This window comes from Streptomyces sp. NPDC055243 (assembly GCF_044544025.1).
GTDB lineage: Bacteria > Actinomycetota > Actinomycetes > Streptomycetales > Streptomycetaceae > Streptomyces.
Window position 1 is genome coordinate 142648 of record NZ_JBITWR010000007.1, and the last position, 15262, is coordinate 157909.

General features: G+C 70.9%; 10 protein-coding genes. 7 read left to right on the forward strand and 3 right to left on the reverse strand.

Annotation, left to right across the window (positions count from 1 at the left end; translation table 11 throughout):
- Positions 1–44: 44 nt before the first annotated feature.
- Positions 45–1832 (reverse strand): beta-galactosidase family protein, encoded by a 1788-nt coding sequence (locus ACIGXX_RS21615; RefSeq protein ID WP_399977786.1) that lies wholly within the window; start codon positions 1830–1832, stop codon positions 45–47.
- A 137-nt stretch (positions 1833–1969) separates the two neighbouring features.
- Here ACIGXX_RS21615 and ACIGXX_RS21620 point away from each other — a divergent pair, with 137 nt between their 5' ends.
- The 5 genes from ACIGXX_RS21620 to ACIGXX_RS21640 all read left to right on the forward strand — a co-directional run bounded on the left by ACIGXX_RS21620 (position 1970) and on the right by ACIGXX_RS21640 (position 8905).
- Positions 1970–2878: an AraC family transcriptional regulator gene (locus ACIGXX_RS21620; RefSeq protein ID WP_351162244.1), complete on the forward strand. Its 909-nt coding sequence runs from the start codon at positions 1970–1972 to the stop codon at positions 2876–2878.
- A gap of 11 nt (positions 2879–2889) precedes the next feature.
- Complete coding sequence (locus ACIGXX_RS21625) at positions 2890–3225, forward strand: chorismate mutase (protein ID WP_351162242.1); 336 nt, start codon at positions 2890–2892, stop codon at positions 3223–3225.
- A gap of 52 nt (positions 3226–3277) precedes the next feature.
- Positions 3278–5794 (forward strand): aminopeptidase N, encoded by a 2517-nt coding sequence (pepN, locus tag ACIGXX_RS21630; protein ID WP_399977791.1) that lies wholly within the window; start codon positions 3278–3280, stop codon positions 5792–5794.
- 280 nt (positions 5795–6074) lie between these two features.
- Positions 6075–7466 (forward strand): pyridoxal phosphate-dependent decarboxylase family protein, encoded by a 1392-nt coding sequence (locus ACIGXX_RS21635; protein ID WP_399977794.1) that lies wholly within the window; start codon positions 6075–6077, stop codon positions 7464–7466.
- Positions 7463–8905, forward strand: a complete 1443-nt coding sequence (locus ACIGXX_RS21640; RefSeq protein WP_351162236.1) for a SidA/IucD/PvdA family monooxygenase — start codon at positions 7463–7465, stop codon at positions 8903–8905. Before ACIGXX_RS21635 ends, ACIGXX_RS21640 begins: the two co-directional genes overlap by 4 nt.
- A gap of 22 nt (positions 8906–8927) precedes the next feature.
- Here the strand turns inward: ACIGXX_RS21640 and ACIGXX_RS21645 are convergent, their stop codons facing one another.
- Positions 8928–10733 (reverse strand): bifunctional metallophosphatase/5'-nucleotidase, encoded by a 1806-nt coding sequence (locus tag ACIGXX_RS21645; RefSeq protein WP_399977798.1) that lies wholly within the window; start codon positions 10731–10733, stop codon positions 8928–8930.
- A 160-nt stretch (positions 10734–10893) separates the two neighbouring features.
- On the opposite strand from ACIGXX_RS21645, the gene ACIGXX_RS21650 reads away from it, so the two are divergent.
- Complete coding sequence (locus tag ACIGXX_RS21650) at positions 10894–11619, forward strand: SIMPL domain-containing protein (RefSeq protein ID WP_361463675.1); 726 nt, start codon at positions 10894–10896, stop codon at positions 11617–11619.
- Positions 11620–11776: 157 nt separating this feature from the next.
- Entirely contained in the window at positions 11777–13213 is a 1437-nt protein-coding gene (pyk, locus tag ACIGXX_RS21655; protein WP_351162230.1) for a pyruvate kinase, read from the forward strand.
- A gap of 66 nt (positions 13214–13279) precedes the next feature.
- Here the strand turns inward: pyk and ACIGXX_RS21660 are convergent, their stop codons facing one another.
- The gene (locus ACIGXX_RS21660) at positions 13280–15190 is read right to left on the reverse strand and encodes an alkyl/aryl-sulfatase (RefSeq protein ID WP_399977803.1); all 1911 of its coding nucleotides are present in this window, start codon (positions 15188–15190) and stop codon (positions 13280–13282) included.
- Between the last annotated feature and the right edge of the window lie 72 nt (positions 15191–15262).

Sequence of the window (15262 nt, forward strand, 5' to 3'; positions counted from 1 at the left end):
GGACGGGCCGGAGACCGTCCGTCCGGGGATGGTTACTTCTACTTCTACTTCTCGGGCGGGGGCAGGGGCAGGGGCGGGATCGGGGAGAGCGTCATCGGGCCCGTCTCCGTCGCCCCCTCCAGTTCGAGCACCCACACCTCGTTGGCGCCCTCGCGCAGCACCGGCCCGGGAACGTACAACGAGGTCTGGGGGCCCACCTCCCAGTACCGCCCCAGATTGAAGCCGTTCACCCACACGAACCCCCGCGTCCAGCCCGGCAGTTCGAGCAGTGCGTCACCGGCCCCGCGCACCTCCACCGACCCCCGGTACAGGCCGGGACGCCCGTCCCCGCTCCCGCTGGCGGGAACCCCCCGCACGCCCTCCGCCGAGTCGAACGCGTCGAGCCGCAGCCCCTGCGCCCGCACCCCGTGCAGATACTGCCGCTCATGGAGCACCCCACCGGTGATGCCCTTCGCCTCACCGGTCCGCGGCCCGTAGTTGACCCTCCCCAGGGACTCCACCCACAGCTCCACGCGCGCGTGCCCCGCGACAGGCTCGGGCAGGGTCGGCTCCTCCTCGGTGAGGACACCCGCCCGCACCCCGTCCACGGACACCACGGCCCGGTCCCGAAGCCCCCGCACGCTCAGCGGGTAGGGCCGCCGCGGACCCGGCACCGTCAGCGCGTACCGGACCAGGCCGCGGTCGACGTCGAGCTCCTCGAAGGTGGGCGGCACGGCGTACTCCGCCACGGGGCCGCCGAGCGACTCCATGACGGCGGACAGCGGCGCCCAGTCGGTGAGGTCGACCGGGGTGTGCTCCCGCAGCGAGGGCGGCGGCGCGGGCAGCTCGGGCAGCGGGCCTTGTGCGTACGCGGCGAGCACCTCGCGGAAGAGCCGGAACTTCTCGGTGGGGCGTCCGAACTCGTCGATGGGCGCGTCATAGTCGTACGAGGTGACGTCCGGCTCCAAAACGCCGTCGTGCAGGGCGCCGCCGCCCCGGTTCGCCCCCGCCCACCCGGCGAAGTTCGTGCCGCCGTGCGCCATGTAGAGGTTGACCGAGGCCCCGCACTCCAGGATCTCGCGCAACGCCCCGGCGGCGTCCGCCGCGTCCCGCACGACATGCTCCGCGCCCCAGTGGTCGAACCAGCCGCACCAGAACTCCATGCACATCAGCGGCCCCTTGGGGCGGTGCCTGCGCAGCGTCTCGAAGCCCGCGCGGGCCTGCGAGCCGAAGTTGGCCGTCGCCAGGACACCGGGGACGGACCCGCCGGTGAGCATGTGGTCCTCGGGGCCGTCGGACGTGAAGAGGGGGGCGCTCACGCCCTCGGAGCGCAGCAGATCGGCGAGGTGACGGAGGTAGACCTGGTCCGAGCCGTAGCTGCCGTACTCGTTCTCCACCTGGACCATGATCACGGGACCGCCCCGGTCGTGCTGGCGCGGGACGACCTGCGCCAGGAGGCGGCCGAACCAGCGGTCCACGTGCCCCAGGTACTCCGCGTCGCGGGTCCGCGCGCGCGATCCCACCGCGCCCGTCAGCCAGTGCGGAAGCCCGCCGTTCTCCCACTCGGCGCAGATGTACGGCCCCGGCCGCACGATCGCCCACAGCCCCGCGTCCCGGGCCGCGTCCAGGAAGCGGCCGAGCGCCTCGACGTCGCTGAACTCGCCGGGGCGCGGCTCGTGGAGGTTCCACGGGACGTACGTCTCCACGCAGTTGAGCCCCATCGCGCGCAGCATCGAGAGGCGGTGGCCCCACTGCGCCTCGTGCACCCGGAAGTAGTGCAGCGCGCCGGAGAGCAGCCGTACGGGCCGCCCGTCCAGTTCGAAATCGTCCTCGCCCACCCTGAAGCCGTTCATCGTGTCCCTGTGTCCCTCTCGCTCAGGTACTGCTCCGCCACGATCACCTCTGGCGGGCGGCAGGGTCCATGGACAAAGATCGAGGCGGGTTGGACGCAGCGAGCGGGCCGCGGCCCGGACGAAAGGGGCACCAGCGGATGTACCACACGTGGATGCGGTATTTCACGCCGAGCCCGGCCCACCACCGCCTCGGCCTGGCCTGCCTCGGGGTCGGCCTCCAGCACGGCGCCCTGCCGACCGTGGGCCCGCGCACCCTGGACCACCACGTCGCCGTCGTGGTGAGCGCGGGCGGCGGCTGGTTCCAGGGGACCGACGGCCGGCGTACGACGGTGACGGCGCCCGCGCTGATCTGGCTCACCCCCGGGGTGCGCCACCACTACGGGCCCGACCCGGAGAGCGGCTGGGACGAGTGCTTCGTCGACTTCACCGGGCCCGCCACGGCGACGTACACCGAACTCGGCTACATCGAACCCGGCCGGCCCGTGGTGCCGCTCTCCGACGCGACCGGGGCGCGGGCCGCCGTCGGGCGCATCGCGCGCGCGGCACGGCGCGGCAATCCGCTCCTGGAGGTCGAGACGGGCGCCGCCGTCCATGAGCTCCTCGTCGCGCTGCGCCGGGCCCGCGCCGACATCGCCCCCGACGGCGACCCGGTGCTCCAGGCCCTGGCCCGCGACGCCTTCCAGCCACTCTCCGTCGCCGAGCACGCGTCCCGGCACGGCATGACACCCGCGGAGCTGCGCACGGCGGTGCGCAGGGGAGCGGGCTGCAGTCCCAAGGACTATCTCCTCGGCATCCGCCTGGGGCGCGCCAAGGAGCTGCTCGCCGCCACGGAGCTGCCGGTGGCGGCCGTCGCGCGCCGCGTCGGCTACGACGACCCCGCCTACTTCTCGCGGCTGTTCACGCGCCGCGTGGGCATGGCGCCCGTCCGCTTCCGCGAGCAGCAGGGACGCACGGTCCCCGGCGGCTGGTCGCAGCAGATTCCCGACCCCGACCATCCGCCGATTTTGCGCTCTTCCGCCGTCGGCGGCGAAGGAGAGGCAACGTAGGCTCGTGGACCATGACCACCAGCCACACGAGTGACGCGAACGGTGCCGGTGCCGCGGACGAGGCCGTGCGCGCCGAACTGTCCCGCCTGCGCGACAGCATCGACAACATCGACGCCGCCGTCGTCCACATGCTCGCCGAGCGCTTCAAGTGCACCCAGCAGGTCGGCCACCTCAAGGCCAACCACCATCTCCCGCCCGCCGACCCGGACCGCGAGGCCCGCCAGATCGCCCGGCTCCGCGAGCTCGCGGAGAGCGCGAAGCTGGACCCGGCGTTCGCCGAGAAGCTGCTGAACTTCATCATCGCGGAGGTCATCCGCCACCACGAGACGATCGCCAAGTCTTCCTGATGATCTGAGGGCACCCCGCGTCACCGGCGGGGTCATCAGGCAGCATGGACGCATGCCCGTACTGACGCGCGACGAAGCGCAGACCCGAGCCCGGCTCATCGACGTCCAGCGGTACACGGTCGAGCTCGACCTCACCCGGGGTGCCGAGACCTTCGGCTCCCGTACCGTCATCCGGTTCACGGCGCTCGGCGAGAGCGCGGCCACGGTGGACACCTTCGTCGAGCTCAAGCCGGCCGAGCTGCGTTCCGTCACCCTCGACGGGCAGCCGCTCGACCCGGCGGGCCTGGTGGAGAACCGGCTCGCGCTCACCGGACTCACCGCGGGCGAGCACGAACTGCGCGTCGACGCGGCCATGCGCTACTCGCACACCGGCGAGGGCATGCACCGCTTCACCGACCCCACGGACGGCGAGGTGTACACGTACACGCAGCTGTTCATGGAGGACGTGCAGCGCGTCTTCGCCGCCTTCGACCAGCCCGACCTGAAGTCCGTCTTCGAGCTGACCGTCACCGCCCCCGAGGACTGGACCGTCCTCGCGAACGGCGTGACCGAGCACGTGGGCGGCGGGACGTGGCGGGCCGCCGCCACCCCGCTGATCTCCACGTACCTCGTCGCCGTCGCCGCGGGCCCCTGGCACTCGGTCCGCACCGAACACCGCGGCCTTCCCTTCGGCATCCACTGCCGCCGCTCGCTCGCGCCCTTCCTGGACGCGGACGCCGACGAGATCCTCGACGTCACGCGCGCGTGCTACGACCGGTACCACGAGAAGTTCGAGGAGCCCTACCCCTTCGACTCCTACGACCAGGCGTTCGTCCCGGAGTTCAACGCGGGCGCGATGGAGAACCCCGGACTCGTCACCTTCCGCGACGAGTTCATCTACCGCTCGGCGGTCACCGAGACCGAGCGGCAGACCCGCGCCATGGTCATCGCCCACGAGATGGCCCACATGTGGTTCGGCGACCTCGTGACGCTGCGCTGGTGGGACGACATCTGGCTGAACGAGTCCTTCGCCGAGTACATGGGCTTCCAGACCACCGCCGAGGCCACCCGCTTCCGGGACACCTGGACCGACTTCGGCGTCGCCCGCAAGTCGTGGGGGTACGACGCCGACCAGCGCCCCTCCACGCACCCCGTCGCGCCCGACCCGGACGCCGTGCCCGACACCGCGTCCGCGATGCTCAACTTCGACGGCATCTCGTACGCCAAGGGCGCGTCCGCCCTGCGCCAACTCGTCGCCTGGCTGGGCGAGAAGGACTTCCTCGCCGGCATCAACACCCACATCGCCCGGCACAAGTTCGCCAACGCCACCCTCGCCGACTTCATCGAATCCCTCGCGCACAACACCGACCGCGACGTGCACGGATGGGCCGACGCCTGGCTGCGCACCACCGGCGTCGACACGCTCACCTCGACGGTCACGCACGACGCACGGGAGTGGACCCTCGCCGTCGACCGCGCGGGCAGCCGCCCCCACCGCGTCGCGGTCGGGGTCTTCGACCGCGACCTCACCGACCCCCAGGGCCTGGTCCTGCGCGAGCGGTACGAGACGGACGTGCCCCGCTCCGGAGCTGCTGCCCCGCCGCGCGACGGCGGGCGCCCCGCCCTGATCGTCCCGAACGACCAGGACCTCACGTACGCCAAGGTCCGCCTCGACGAGGTCTCCATGGAGACCGCCCTGCGCAGCCTCTCCCGCGTCCCCGACGCCCTGACCCGCGCCGTCCTGTGGAACAGCCTGCGCGACATGGTCCGCGACGGCGAACTCGCGGGCAGGACCTACCTGGAGGCGGCCCGCGCGCATCTGCCCGAGGAGACCGACCTCGCCCTCGTCCAGGGCGTCCTCGCCTTCGCCACCACCCACGTCGCGGGCCGCTTCCTGTCACCGGCCGAGCGGCCCTTCGCCCTCACCACGCTCACCGAGCTGTGCCGCGACCTGATCCGGCGCACGGAGGACGGCTCGCACGCGGGTCTGCGGCTCACCGCCGTGCGCGGCTTCATCGACGTGGCGACGCGCCCCGACCCGCTCCAGGAGTGGCTCGCCGAGGGCACCGTCCCCGGCGGTCCCGAGCTCGACCCCGAGCTGCGCTGGCGCGTCCTGACCCGCCTCGCCGTCCTTGGCGCCGCCGACGAGTCCGCGATCGCCGCCGAGCTGGAGCGCGACCCCAGCGCCACCGGGCAGGAGGGCGCGGCCCGCTGCCGTGCCGCGCTGCCGGAGCCGGAGGCCAAGCGCCGCGCGTGGGAGGCGATGTTCGCGTCCGACGACCTCTCGAACTACCTCCTCACCGCCACCGCCCAGGGCTTCTGGCAGCCCGAACAGGCCGATCTCGTACGGGAGTACGTCCCCCGCTACTTCGAGGACGCGGTCGCCGTGGCGGCCCGGCGCGGCCCCGCCATCGCCGACGTCGCGGGACGGTGGGCCTTCCCCGCGTCCTCGGTGGACGCCCAGACGCTCCGCCTGGGCCGGGAGTGCCTGCGCGACGCCGACCCCATCCCTGCCCTGCGCCGCAAGCTGGCCGACCAACTGGACGACCTGGCAAGGGCGTTGAAGGTGCGGGAGGCAACGGGGTCCTAGTCCCGGAGGGTGCGGGGGCCAGGTCCGGGGAGAGAACCACCTGGGCCTGGCCCCAACGGACGATCCCGCGGCCGGCCGACCGACCCGCCCTGGGTCGAAGGTCCCGCACAAGATCCTTCGCACCTCCGGCGGGGCTTCTAGCACTCAAGGTCCCGCCAACACCGTTTCTCCGCACGGCAGTACCACTTTCGGGTTCGGATCGTTGAGCTCTCCGGGCGTGCCGTCCGCTCGGCGGACAGGCTGGATGTCCCCGCCCACGCGCACCCGAAGGACGTCGCCCATGAGCACTCCGCCGCCCCTCGCCGGAGGCGCCCGAGGACCCGAGGCGCTGCGGCCGTTGCTCACCGCCACCCTGGACGCCCTGCGCACCGGGGCGACCGCGCGTGGCGGACCGCTCCCGGCGGGCGGCCCCACCGCCGTCGCCGCCCGGGTGCGCGAGGCCGCGGGCGAGGTCCTGCCCGACCGGGGGGACGGAGCCGAAGCGGCCCTGCGCACGCTGGTCCACGCGCTCGCCGAAGGCGCCGCCGACCCCGCGGACCCCCTGTGCGCGGCCCACCTGCACTGCCCGCCGCTCGCGCTCGCCGTCGCCGCCGACCTGGCCGCGTCCGCGCTCAACCCCTCCATGGACTCCTGGGACCAGGCGCCCGTCGCCTCGGAGATCGAGACCCTGGTCACGCGCGCCCTCGCCGCGGAGGCCTACGGCCCCGGCAGGGGAGACGCCCTCGTCACCACCGGCGGCACGGAGGCCAATCAGCTGGCCCTCCTCCTGGCCCGCGAGCGCACCGCCGCGCACGGCCCCGTCCAGCTCATCGTCGGTGAGAACGCCCACCACTCCCTGAGCCGCGCCGCCTGGCTCCTCGGCATGCCGGAGCCGGTCACCGTCCCCGCGCCCGCCGGCGTCCTCGACCCGGCCGCACTCGACGAGGCGCTGTCCCAACTCACCGGTCCACCCGGCACGTTCCTCGTCGCCGCCACCGCGGGCACCACCGACGCCGGGCTCGTCGACCCCCTCGACCAGATCGCCGGCCTCTGCGCGGAGCACGGCGCCCGCCTGCACGTCGACGCCGCGTACGGCGGTCCGCTCCTCTTCAGCGACGTACGAAGAGGGCTGCTGCGCGGCATGGAGCGCGCCGACAGCGTCACGTTCGACCTGCACAAGCTCGGCTGGCAGCCCGTCGCCGCCGGTCTGCTCCTGGTCCGCGAGCCGCACGACCTCACGGCGCTCGACCACCGCGCCGACTACCTCAACGCGGGCGACGACACCGAAGCGGGCCTGCCCGACCTCCTCGGCCGCTCCCTGCGCACCACGCGCAGGCCCGACGTGCTGAAGATCGCCGTCACCCTCAAGGCCCTGGGCCGTGCGGGGATCGGCGCACTCGTCGACCAAGTCTGCGAGCAGGCGCGGGAGTTCGCCGGGCTCATCGCCGCGCACCCCGGTTTCGAGCTGTACGACGCGCCCGTCATCAGCACGGTCCTGTTCCGGCCCGTGGACGCCGACGACGAGCACATCGCGTACGTACGGCGTGAGCTGCTCGCCCAGGGCCGTGCCGTGCTCGGGCGGGCCAGGATCGACGGACGCCGCTGGCTCAAGGCCACTCTGCTCAACCCGCACACCCGGCCCGGCGACCTCGCCGAGCTCTTGAAGCTCGTGGAAGGAACCACCCCCCGATGACCGGCCAGAACGACAAGCCCGCCCCGCCGCTCACCACACCCGAGGACCCCCGGGACCTGGTCGGCATCGGCATCGGCCCCTTCAACCTCTCCCTCGCCGCCCTCGCCCAGCCGCTGGCCGGACTCGACGCCGCCTTCTACGAACAGCGGCCCGGCTTCCACTGGCACCCGGGGCTCCTCATCGACGGCGCGAGCCTCCAAGTGCCCTTCCTCGCCGACCTGGTGACCCTCGCCGACCCGGCGAACCCCTGGTCCTTCCTCAACTACCTCAAGACCCGTGAGCGGCTCTTCCCCTTCTACTTCGCCGAGCGGTTCCACATCCAGCGCGCCGAGTACGACGCTTACTGCCGCTGGGTCAGCGAGAACCTGCCCGCGCTGCACTTCGGGCACCAGGTCGACGCGGTGCGCTGGAACCCCGAAAAGGACCTCTTCGAAGTCGACTTCACACAGCTCGACGCCGAGGGCGAGGCCGAGGCGCTCGGCCGGACGTACACGAAGAACATCGCCGTGGGCATCGGCACCGCGCCCTACGTCCCCGAACCCCTGAAGCCCCTCGCGGAGGCCCCCGCCGTCCCCGTGATCCACTCCGCGGACTATCTCCTGCACCGCGACCGGCTGCTCGCCGCCGACCACATCACCGTCATCGGCTCGGGCCAGTCGGGCGCCGAGGTCTTCCTCGACCTGCTCAAGCACCGGCCGCTCGGCGCCGAGAAGATCCACTGGCTGGCCCGTACCGAAGCCTTCGCGCCCATGGAGTACTCCAAGCTCGGCCTGGAGCACTTCACCCCGGACTACACCCGCTTCTTCCACTCGCTGCCGGAATCCGTGCGCGACGGTCTCGTCCCCCACCAGTGGCAGCTCCACAAGGGCATCGACGCCGACACCATCGCGGCCATCCACGACGAGCTCTACCAGCGCACCCTGCACGGAGGCTGGCCCGACGCCGTCCTCACGCCGGGCGTCTGCGTGCGCACCGCGGGCCGCGTCGCCACCACCCGCGTGGAGCTCCACCTGGAACACCTCCAGCAGGGCACCCGCTCCCGCCTCACCACGGACGCGGTCGTCCTCGCCACGGGCTACCGCGAGCGCCCCCTGGACCAGCTCCTCGCGGGCCTCGACCCCTACATCCGCAGGGACTCCTCGGAGCGCCCCCGCATCGACGAGCAGTACCGCCTCGTCCTGGACCCCTCCGTCACCGGCGGGGGCGGCAACGTCTACGTGCAGAACGCCGAGCGCCACACCCACGGCGTCGGCGCCCCCGACCTGGGCCTCGCCGCCTGGCGCAGCGCCACCATCCTCAACTCCCTGACGGGCAGGGCCCCCTACCCCCTCCCGCAGCGCACCGCGTTCACCAGCTTCGGCCTCCAGGAGTCCCGGGCCCGCACCGCCGCCGGCCTCATCGGCGAACAGCGCGGCAACCTCGTGCCCCTGAAGAACTGACGCGGCCTCAAGAACACCCGCCTCAGAACACCGGCGTGCCGTCCCGGGTCAGCTTCCAGTCCACCGACGCGAACTGGCCCGGGTCGACCGTTCCCTTCGCCTGGACCCACTGGATGATCGTGTTGCGGATCTCGTCCGAGTTCGCCCACAGCTGCTTGGCGGCGGCCACGTGCGGGAAGTTGCCGCCGCCGCTGGCGCGGTAGTTGTTGACCGCGAGCACGAACTCGGCCTTCGGGTCGATGCCCTTGCCGTCGAAGCTGAGCTTCACGATCCGCGAACCCACGGGCTTGGCGATGTCGATCTCGTACGTCACGCCGTACAGCGCGTCGTAGTTGTAGTCCGGGGTGTTGTCCGCGTTCGTCAGCTTCGCCGGGTCCACCGGGGCGCCGGCCGCGGTCCGCACGTAGTAGCGCGCCGAGAACTCCAGGTACTCCTTGAGCTGCGAGCCCGTGATGAGCCGCGCCTCAAGGGTGTTCTCGAACGGGTAGAGCCCCGCCGCGTCCTTGATCGTCACCTCGCCCGCCGGGATGCCCGCCGTGCGCGAGAAGCACGAGGCCTGCGAGAGCACCGGCAGCGCCGCGTACTGGCCGCCCTTGAGCGCCTCCTTGACCGTCTCCGCCTGGACGTGGCTGATCAGGTCGATGATCGCGACATCCTTGTACGGGCCTTCGGCCGTGCTCATCGCCTGCGTCGAGGTGCCGATGACCTGGTTGACGTACGCGACGACCTTCTTGTGCTCGTCGGCAAGGAGGCGGGTGACCTTCTTGTCCTCCGCCGCCGTGTTGGAGTTGAGGACCTGCGCGCCGACCTTCTCCACCGTCCAGCGGCCCTTGGCCCACACCAGGTCGAAGTCGAAGAGCGTCAGGCGCTGACCCCACTTCAGCGGCTCGGACAGGACGACCTTCTTGCCGGTCTCCTTGTTCTGAACGAAGTACTCGGGGATCTCCGTGTGCGCGTGCCCGACCAGGATCGCGTCGATGCCGGGCACCTGCTCGGCCACCAAACCCGCCGCGTTCTCGATGTGCGGGAGCTGGTCGCCGTACGAGGAGGTGCCGCTGGAGCCGGAGTGCGCCGAGACGATCACGACGTCGGCGCCCATGGAGCGGAGCTTGGGCACCCACTTCGCCGCCTGCTCCTCCAGGCCCGGGAACGTCATCTTGCCCTGGACGTTGGCCTTGTCCCAGATCGCGATGCCGGGGTTCGTCAGACCCAGGACCGCCACCTTCACGTCACGGCCGTGCGGGGTGCGCAGCCGCTTCATGAAGTACGGCGGGAAAGCGGGCTTCTGCGTCTTCGCGTCGAGCGCGTTGGCGCCGAGCAGCGGGAAGTCGCACTGCTCCTCGAACTTCCGCAGGACGGGAATGCCGTAATTGAATTCGTGGTTGCCGAGCGCCGCCGCGTCGTATCCGATGCTGTTCATCGCCTGCGCCATCGGATGGACCGGGCCGTGCGCGGCGGTGATCGGGTCGATCTTGGCGTAGTAGTACGAGAGCTGGGTGCCCTGAATGGTGTCGCCCGCGTCGATGAGGAGCGTGTTGCGGCGGCCTCTCTCCTCGCGGATCTCGTTCACGAGGGTGGAGATCTTCGCCAGGCCCACGTCGTTGTGGTCCTTGTCGTCGAACTCCTTGTCCGTGAAGTAGTCCCAGTTGAAGACGTTGCCGTGCAGGTCCGTCGTGCCCATGACGGTGAACGAGTACCGCTTCTTCCGCTTGGCGGGCTTCCCGGGCGCCTGCGCGGAGGCAGCGGGCGCGGCGGCCACGCCGCCCGCGAGCGCCACGCCCGTGGCGGCGGCGGACTTGCCCAGGAACTTGCGGCGGTTCAGCGGCATTTCGTACTCCCCTTGGATCTTGGTCGATCGATGTAACGCGCGTAGATTCTGACCCCGACCGCCCCACCGGCAACAGACCCCGCAGGTTTCGATCCGATGACTGTCCGGTGCCGTGTCCCGATGACTGTCCGGTGCCGCCCCCCAGTGCGAGAGTGGCCGCATGGACGACACCACCCCCGAGACCACCCGCACTCCGGCCCCCTACGGCACCCCCGACGCCCCGCGCCTGGCCGTGAAGGGCGAGGCGCACCTGGAGGTCGACCCCGAGATCGCCCGCATCGGCATCACAGTCAGCGCGCGCGGCACCGACCGGCGCGACGCCCTGAACGACCTGACGCGCCGCAACGCCACCGTCATCGACCTGGTGAAGACGTACGGCGAATCCGTCGAGACGCTGGAGACCGGCGCCTTCTCCATCAGCCCCGAACTGACCAAGCACGGCCGCGGCGAACGCGTCCGCGCCTACCACGGCCGCGTCCACATCACCGCCGAGCTCACCGACTTCACCGCGCTCGGCGAGCTCACCACACGCCTGGCGGACCTCGAACTGACCCGTGTCGACGGCCCTTACTGGGCGCTGCGCCCCGACTCGCCCACCCACCGCGACGCCCGCCAGCAGGCGGTCAGGGAAGCGGTGCAGCGGGGCCGGGAGTACGCAGAGGCGCTGGGGACCGGTCTCGCCGCGCTCGTCGAGCTCGCCGACATCGGCGCCGAGAACGCCCAGCCGTACGGCTACGGCGGCCCGTCGCCCGCCATGCGCACCGTCGCGTACGGCGGCGCGGCCGACATGGTCCAGGAAGCGGCCCCCCTGGACCTCGAACCCCAGCGGCAGCACGTCTACGCACAGGTCAACGCGCGCTTCACGATGACACCGCCGCGGCTGTAGTCACGCAGGGGTTCGACAGTGCGGGGTGCGCGGTAAATCGCTCATCAGAGCAGCGCCCCGCACAATTCAACACTTGTCAATAACCTTTCATGCAAAGGTTGTTGAGTAGTCACGCCCAGCCAATTCTCTACCGGCCGGTAAGGCCTAGGCTCGAAGTATGCGCCGAGCAAAAATCGTCTGCACCCTGGGCCCCGCCACCGACTCGTACGACCAGATCAAGGCACTGGTCGAAGCCGGAATGGACGTGGCCCGCTTCAACCTCAGCCACGGCACGTACGCCGAGCACGAGGAGCGCTACCAGCGCGTACGAAAGGCATCGGACGAGACCGGCCGCAGCGTCGGCGTCCTCGCCGACCTTCAAGGCCCGAAGATCCGCCTCGGCCGCTTCAGCGAAGGCCCCGTACTCCTTGAACGCGGTGACGAGTTCACCATCACCGTCGAGGAGGGCGTCGAGGGCGACCGCCAGACCTGCGGCACGACCTACGACGGTCTCGCCGAGGACGTCACCCCGGGTGAGCGCATCCTCGTCGACGACGGCAAAGTGACCCTGGAGGTCACCGCGGTCGACGGTCCGCGCGTCACCACCACCGTGGTCGAGGGCGGCATGGTCTCCGACCACAAGGGGCTCAACCTCCCCGGTGTCGCCGTCTCCGTGCCCGCGCTCTCCGAGAAGGACGAGGCGGACCTGCGCTGGGCCCTGCGTTCAGGGTTCGACGTCATCGCGCTGTCCTTCGTCCGCAGCGGACGCGACATCGAGGACGTGCACCGCATCATGGACGAGGAGGGCCGCCGCCTCCCCGTCATCGCCAAGGTGGAGAAGCCGCAGGCCGTCGAGAACATCGACGACATCGTCGCCGCCTTCGACGCGATCATGGTCGCCCGCGGCGACCTGGGCGTCGAGATGCCTCTTGAACAGGTGCCGATCGTCCAGAAGCGCGCCATCAAGCTCGCCAAGCGGAACGCGAAGCCGGTCATCGTGGCGACCCAGATGCTCGACTCGATGATCGACAACTCCCGCCCCACGCGCGCGGAGGCCTCGGACGTGGCGAACGCCGTCATCGACGGCACGGACGCGGTGATGCTCTCCGGCGAGACCAGCGTCGGCAAGTACCCCATCGAGACGGTCCGCACGATGGGCCGCATCGTCGAGGCCGCCGAGGAGGACATCCTCGCCAAGGGCCTGCCGCCGCTGACCGAGCGGAACAAGCCCCGCACCCAGGGCGGTGCCGTGGCCCGCGCCGCCGCCGAGATGGGCGACTTCCTGGGCGCCAAGTTCCTGGTCGCCTTCACACAGTCCGGCGACACGGTCCGCCGCCTCTCGCGCTACCGCTCGCCCATCCCGCTGCTCGCCTTCACCCCGGACCGGGCGACGCGCTCGCAGCTGAACCTCACGTGGGGCGTGGAGACCTTCCTCGGCCCGCACGTCGACTCCACCGACGCCATGGTCAAGCAGGTCGACGAGCTGCTCCTGAAGTTCGGCCGCTGCGAGAAGGGCGACGTGGTGGTCATCACCGCGGGCTCCCCGCCCGGAGTCGCGGGCTCCACCAACCTCGTACGCATCCACCACATCGGCGAGGACGACAGCCCCAAGTAGGCGGATCGTGTACGGGTGACGAAGGGCCGCTTCGGGGGGAGCGGCCCCTCGGCCATGTACGGCCCCTTACGGCGTGACGATCGCGAAATTCGGGTCCGGCTTCTCCACCACGCCGAGCAGCTTCGCGAGGAGCGACGCGTCGCCCTCCACCTTGATGTCACCAAGGCCCTTGCCGCCCAGCATCGCGAGCAGCTGAGGCTTGGTCATCGTCAGCGTGACGCCCGCTTGCGGGTCCTTCTTCGTGTCGCCGCGGTAGGTCAACACGCCGTTTCGCAACGTCAGATGCCAGATCCTGCCCAGGGCCGGAAGGCTCCAGTCCATGCGCAGCTTCAGGTCCCAGGCCTTCGGGCCGTTCACGCGGATCGCCACCGAATCGATCAGCTGGTCCACGGAGAGCGCCATCAACATGTCCGCGCTCGCCACGGAGGTGGGGGACTCCTTCACTCCCTCGCGCAGCTCCTGAGCACCCATCAGGTAGAAGTTCCGCCACACGGCGTTCTCCGACGCCTGCCCCAACTGGGTGTACAGCCTGGCCAGTTCGGACCTGGCCGCCTTGTGACCGGGGTCCGCGAACACCACGTGGTTGAGCAGCGTCACCGCGAACCGCGGATCGCCGCCGCGCGCGAACGCCTTGGCCTTGGCGACCGTCGCCGTCCGGCCGCCCATGGCCTTGACGTACCGCTTGGCCTCCTCAACCGGCGGGTGCTCCCACAGGTGCGCGGGATTGCCGTCGAACCAGCCCATGTACCGCTGGTAGATGCCCTTCACGTTGTGGCTCAGCGATCCGTAGTACCCGCGATTCGCCCATACGCCGGCCAGCGCGGGCGGCAGCTCGATCTCCTCAGCGATCTCCCGCCCGGTCAACCCCTTGTTGATCATCCGCAACGTCTGGTCGTGCATGTACGCGTACAGATCCCGCTGCTGCTCCAGGAGCTCCACGATCGTCTCCCCGCCCCACGTCGGCCAGTGGTGCGAGGCGAAGGCGACGTCCACCCGCCCGTCGAACAGGACCACCGACTCGTTCAGGTAGTGCGCCCACTGCCGTGCGTCCCGCACCTGGGCGCCACGCAGCGTGATGATGTTGTGCATCGTGTGCGTCGCGTTCTCCGCCATGCAGACGGCGCGCAGCTCGGGGAGCACGAAGTTCATCTCCGCCGCCGCCTCGGTCCCCGGCGTCATCTGGAACTCGAACGTCACGCCGTCGACCGTCTCGACCTGACCGGTCTCGGTGATGTCCTTGGTCGGCGGTATCAGCCCGATCGACCCCACCGACACGGTCTGCCCGAGGCCGCAACCGATCTGCCCGGTGGGCGACTTGGGCAGCAACGCCCCGTACATATAGCCGGAACGCCGCTGCATCGCGGTCCCGGCGTACACGTTCTCGGAGACGGCATGCTCCATGAAGTGCTCGGGCGCGAGGATCGGCACGTCACCGGCCCCGCGCCCGTCCGGGAGGACGCCACGGCAGCCGCCGAAGTGGTCGACGTGCGGATGGGTGTAGATGAGCCCGGTGACCTTCTTGTCGCCGCGGTGCGCGCGGAACAGCTTGAGCGCGGCGGCCGCGGTCTCCGCCGAGATCAGCGGATCGATGACGATGACACCGGTGTCGCCCTCGATGATCGTCATGTTCGACAGATCCAGGCCACGCACCTGATAGATGCGATCGGTGACCTTGTAGAGCCCTTGCTTAGACACGAGCTGCGACTGGCGCCACAGGCTCTTGTGCGCGGTCTTGGGGGCGTCCTTCTCAAGGAAGTCGTACGCGTCGCTGTCCCAGACGACCTGGCCCTTGGCGTTCTTCACCACGCCCGGAGTGAGGGCGGCGATGAACCCCTTGTCCGCGTCGGCGAAGTCGTCCCCGCCCGTGCTCGTGCCCTCGCGGTCGATGGCGGAGGCAGTCTGCGGATTCATGGCCACGGCTGCCGCGGCAGCACCCGCGGCGGCGGCAACGAAGCTGCGCCTGTTCAGGGGAGTCATGGGGCCGAAGATCGCAGCGGGGTACGGGGCGGGGCAAGGGTTCGCCGCGGATTTGGGGCAGCTCCCAGGGAG

Excerpts from the sequence above, each read along its gene's own strand:
- ACIGXX_RS21615 (WP_399977786.1), bottom strand. The coding sequence starts at position 1,832 with ATGAACGGCTTCAGGGTGGGCGAGGACGATTTCGAACTGGACGGGCGG.
- ACIGXX_RS21620 (WP_351162244.1), top strand. The coding sequence starts at position 1,970 with ATGTACCACACGTGGATGCGGTATTTCACGCCGAGCCCGGCCCACCAC.
- ACIGXX_RS21625 (WP_351162242.1), top strand. The coding sequence starts at position 2,890 with ATGACCACCAGCCACACGAGTGACGCGAACGGTGCCGGTGCCGCGGAC.
- pepN (WP_399977791.1), top strand. The coding sequence starts at position 3,278 with ATGCCCGTACTGACGCGCGACGAAGCGCAGACCCGAGCCCGGCTCATC.
- ACIGXX_RS21635 (WP_399977794.1), top strand. The coding sequence starts at position 6,075 with ATGAGCACTCCGCCGCCCCTCGCCGGAGGCGCCCGAGGACCCGAGGCG.
- ACIGXX_RS21640 (WP_351162236.1), top strand. The coding sequence starts at position 7,463 with ATGACCGGCCAGAACGACAAGCCCGCCCCGCCGCTCACCACACCCGAG.
- ACIGXX_RS21645 (WP_399977798.1), bottom strand. The coding sequence starts at position 10,733 with ATGCCGCTGAACCGCCGCAAGTTCCTGGGCAAGTCCGCCGCCGCCACG.
- ACIGXX_RS21650 (WP_361463675.1), top strand. The coding sequence starts at position 10,894 with ATGGACGACACCACCCCCGAGACCACCCGCACTCCGGCCCCCTACGGC.
- pyk (WP_351162230.1), top strand. The coding sequence starts at position 11,777 with ATGCGCCGAGCAAAAATCGTCTGCACCCTGGGCCCCGCCACCGACTCG.
- ACIGXX_RS21660 (WP_399977803.1), bottom strand. The coding sequence starts at position 15,190 with ATGACTCCCCTGAACAGGCGCAGCTTCGTTGCCGCCGCCGCGGGTGCT.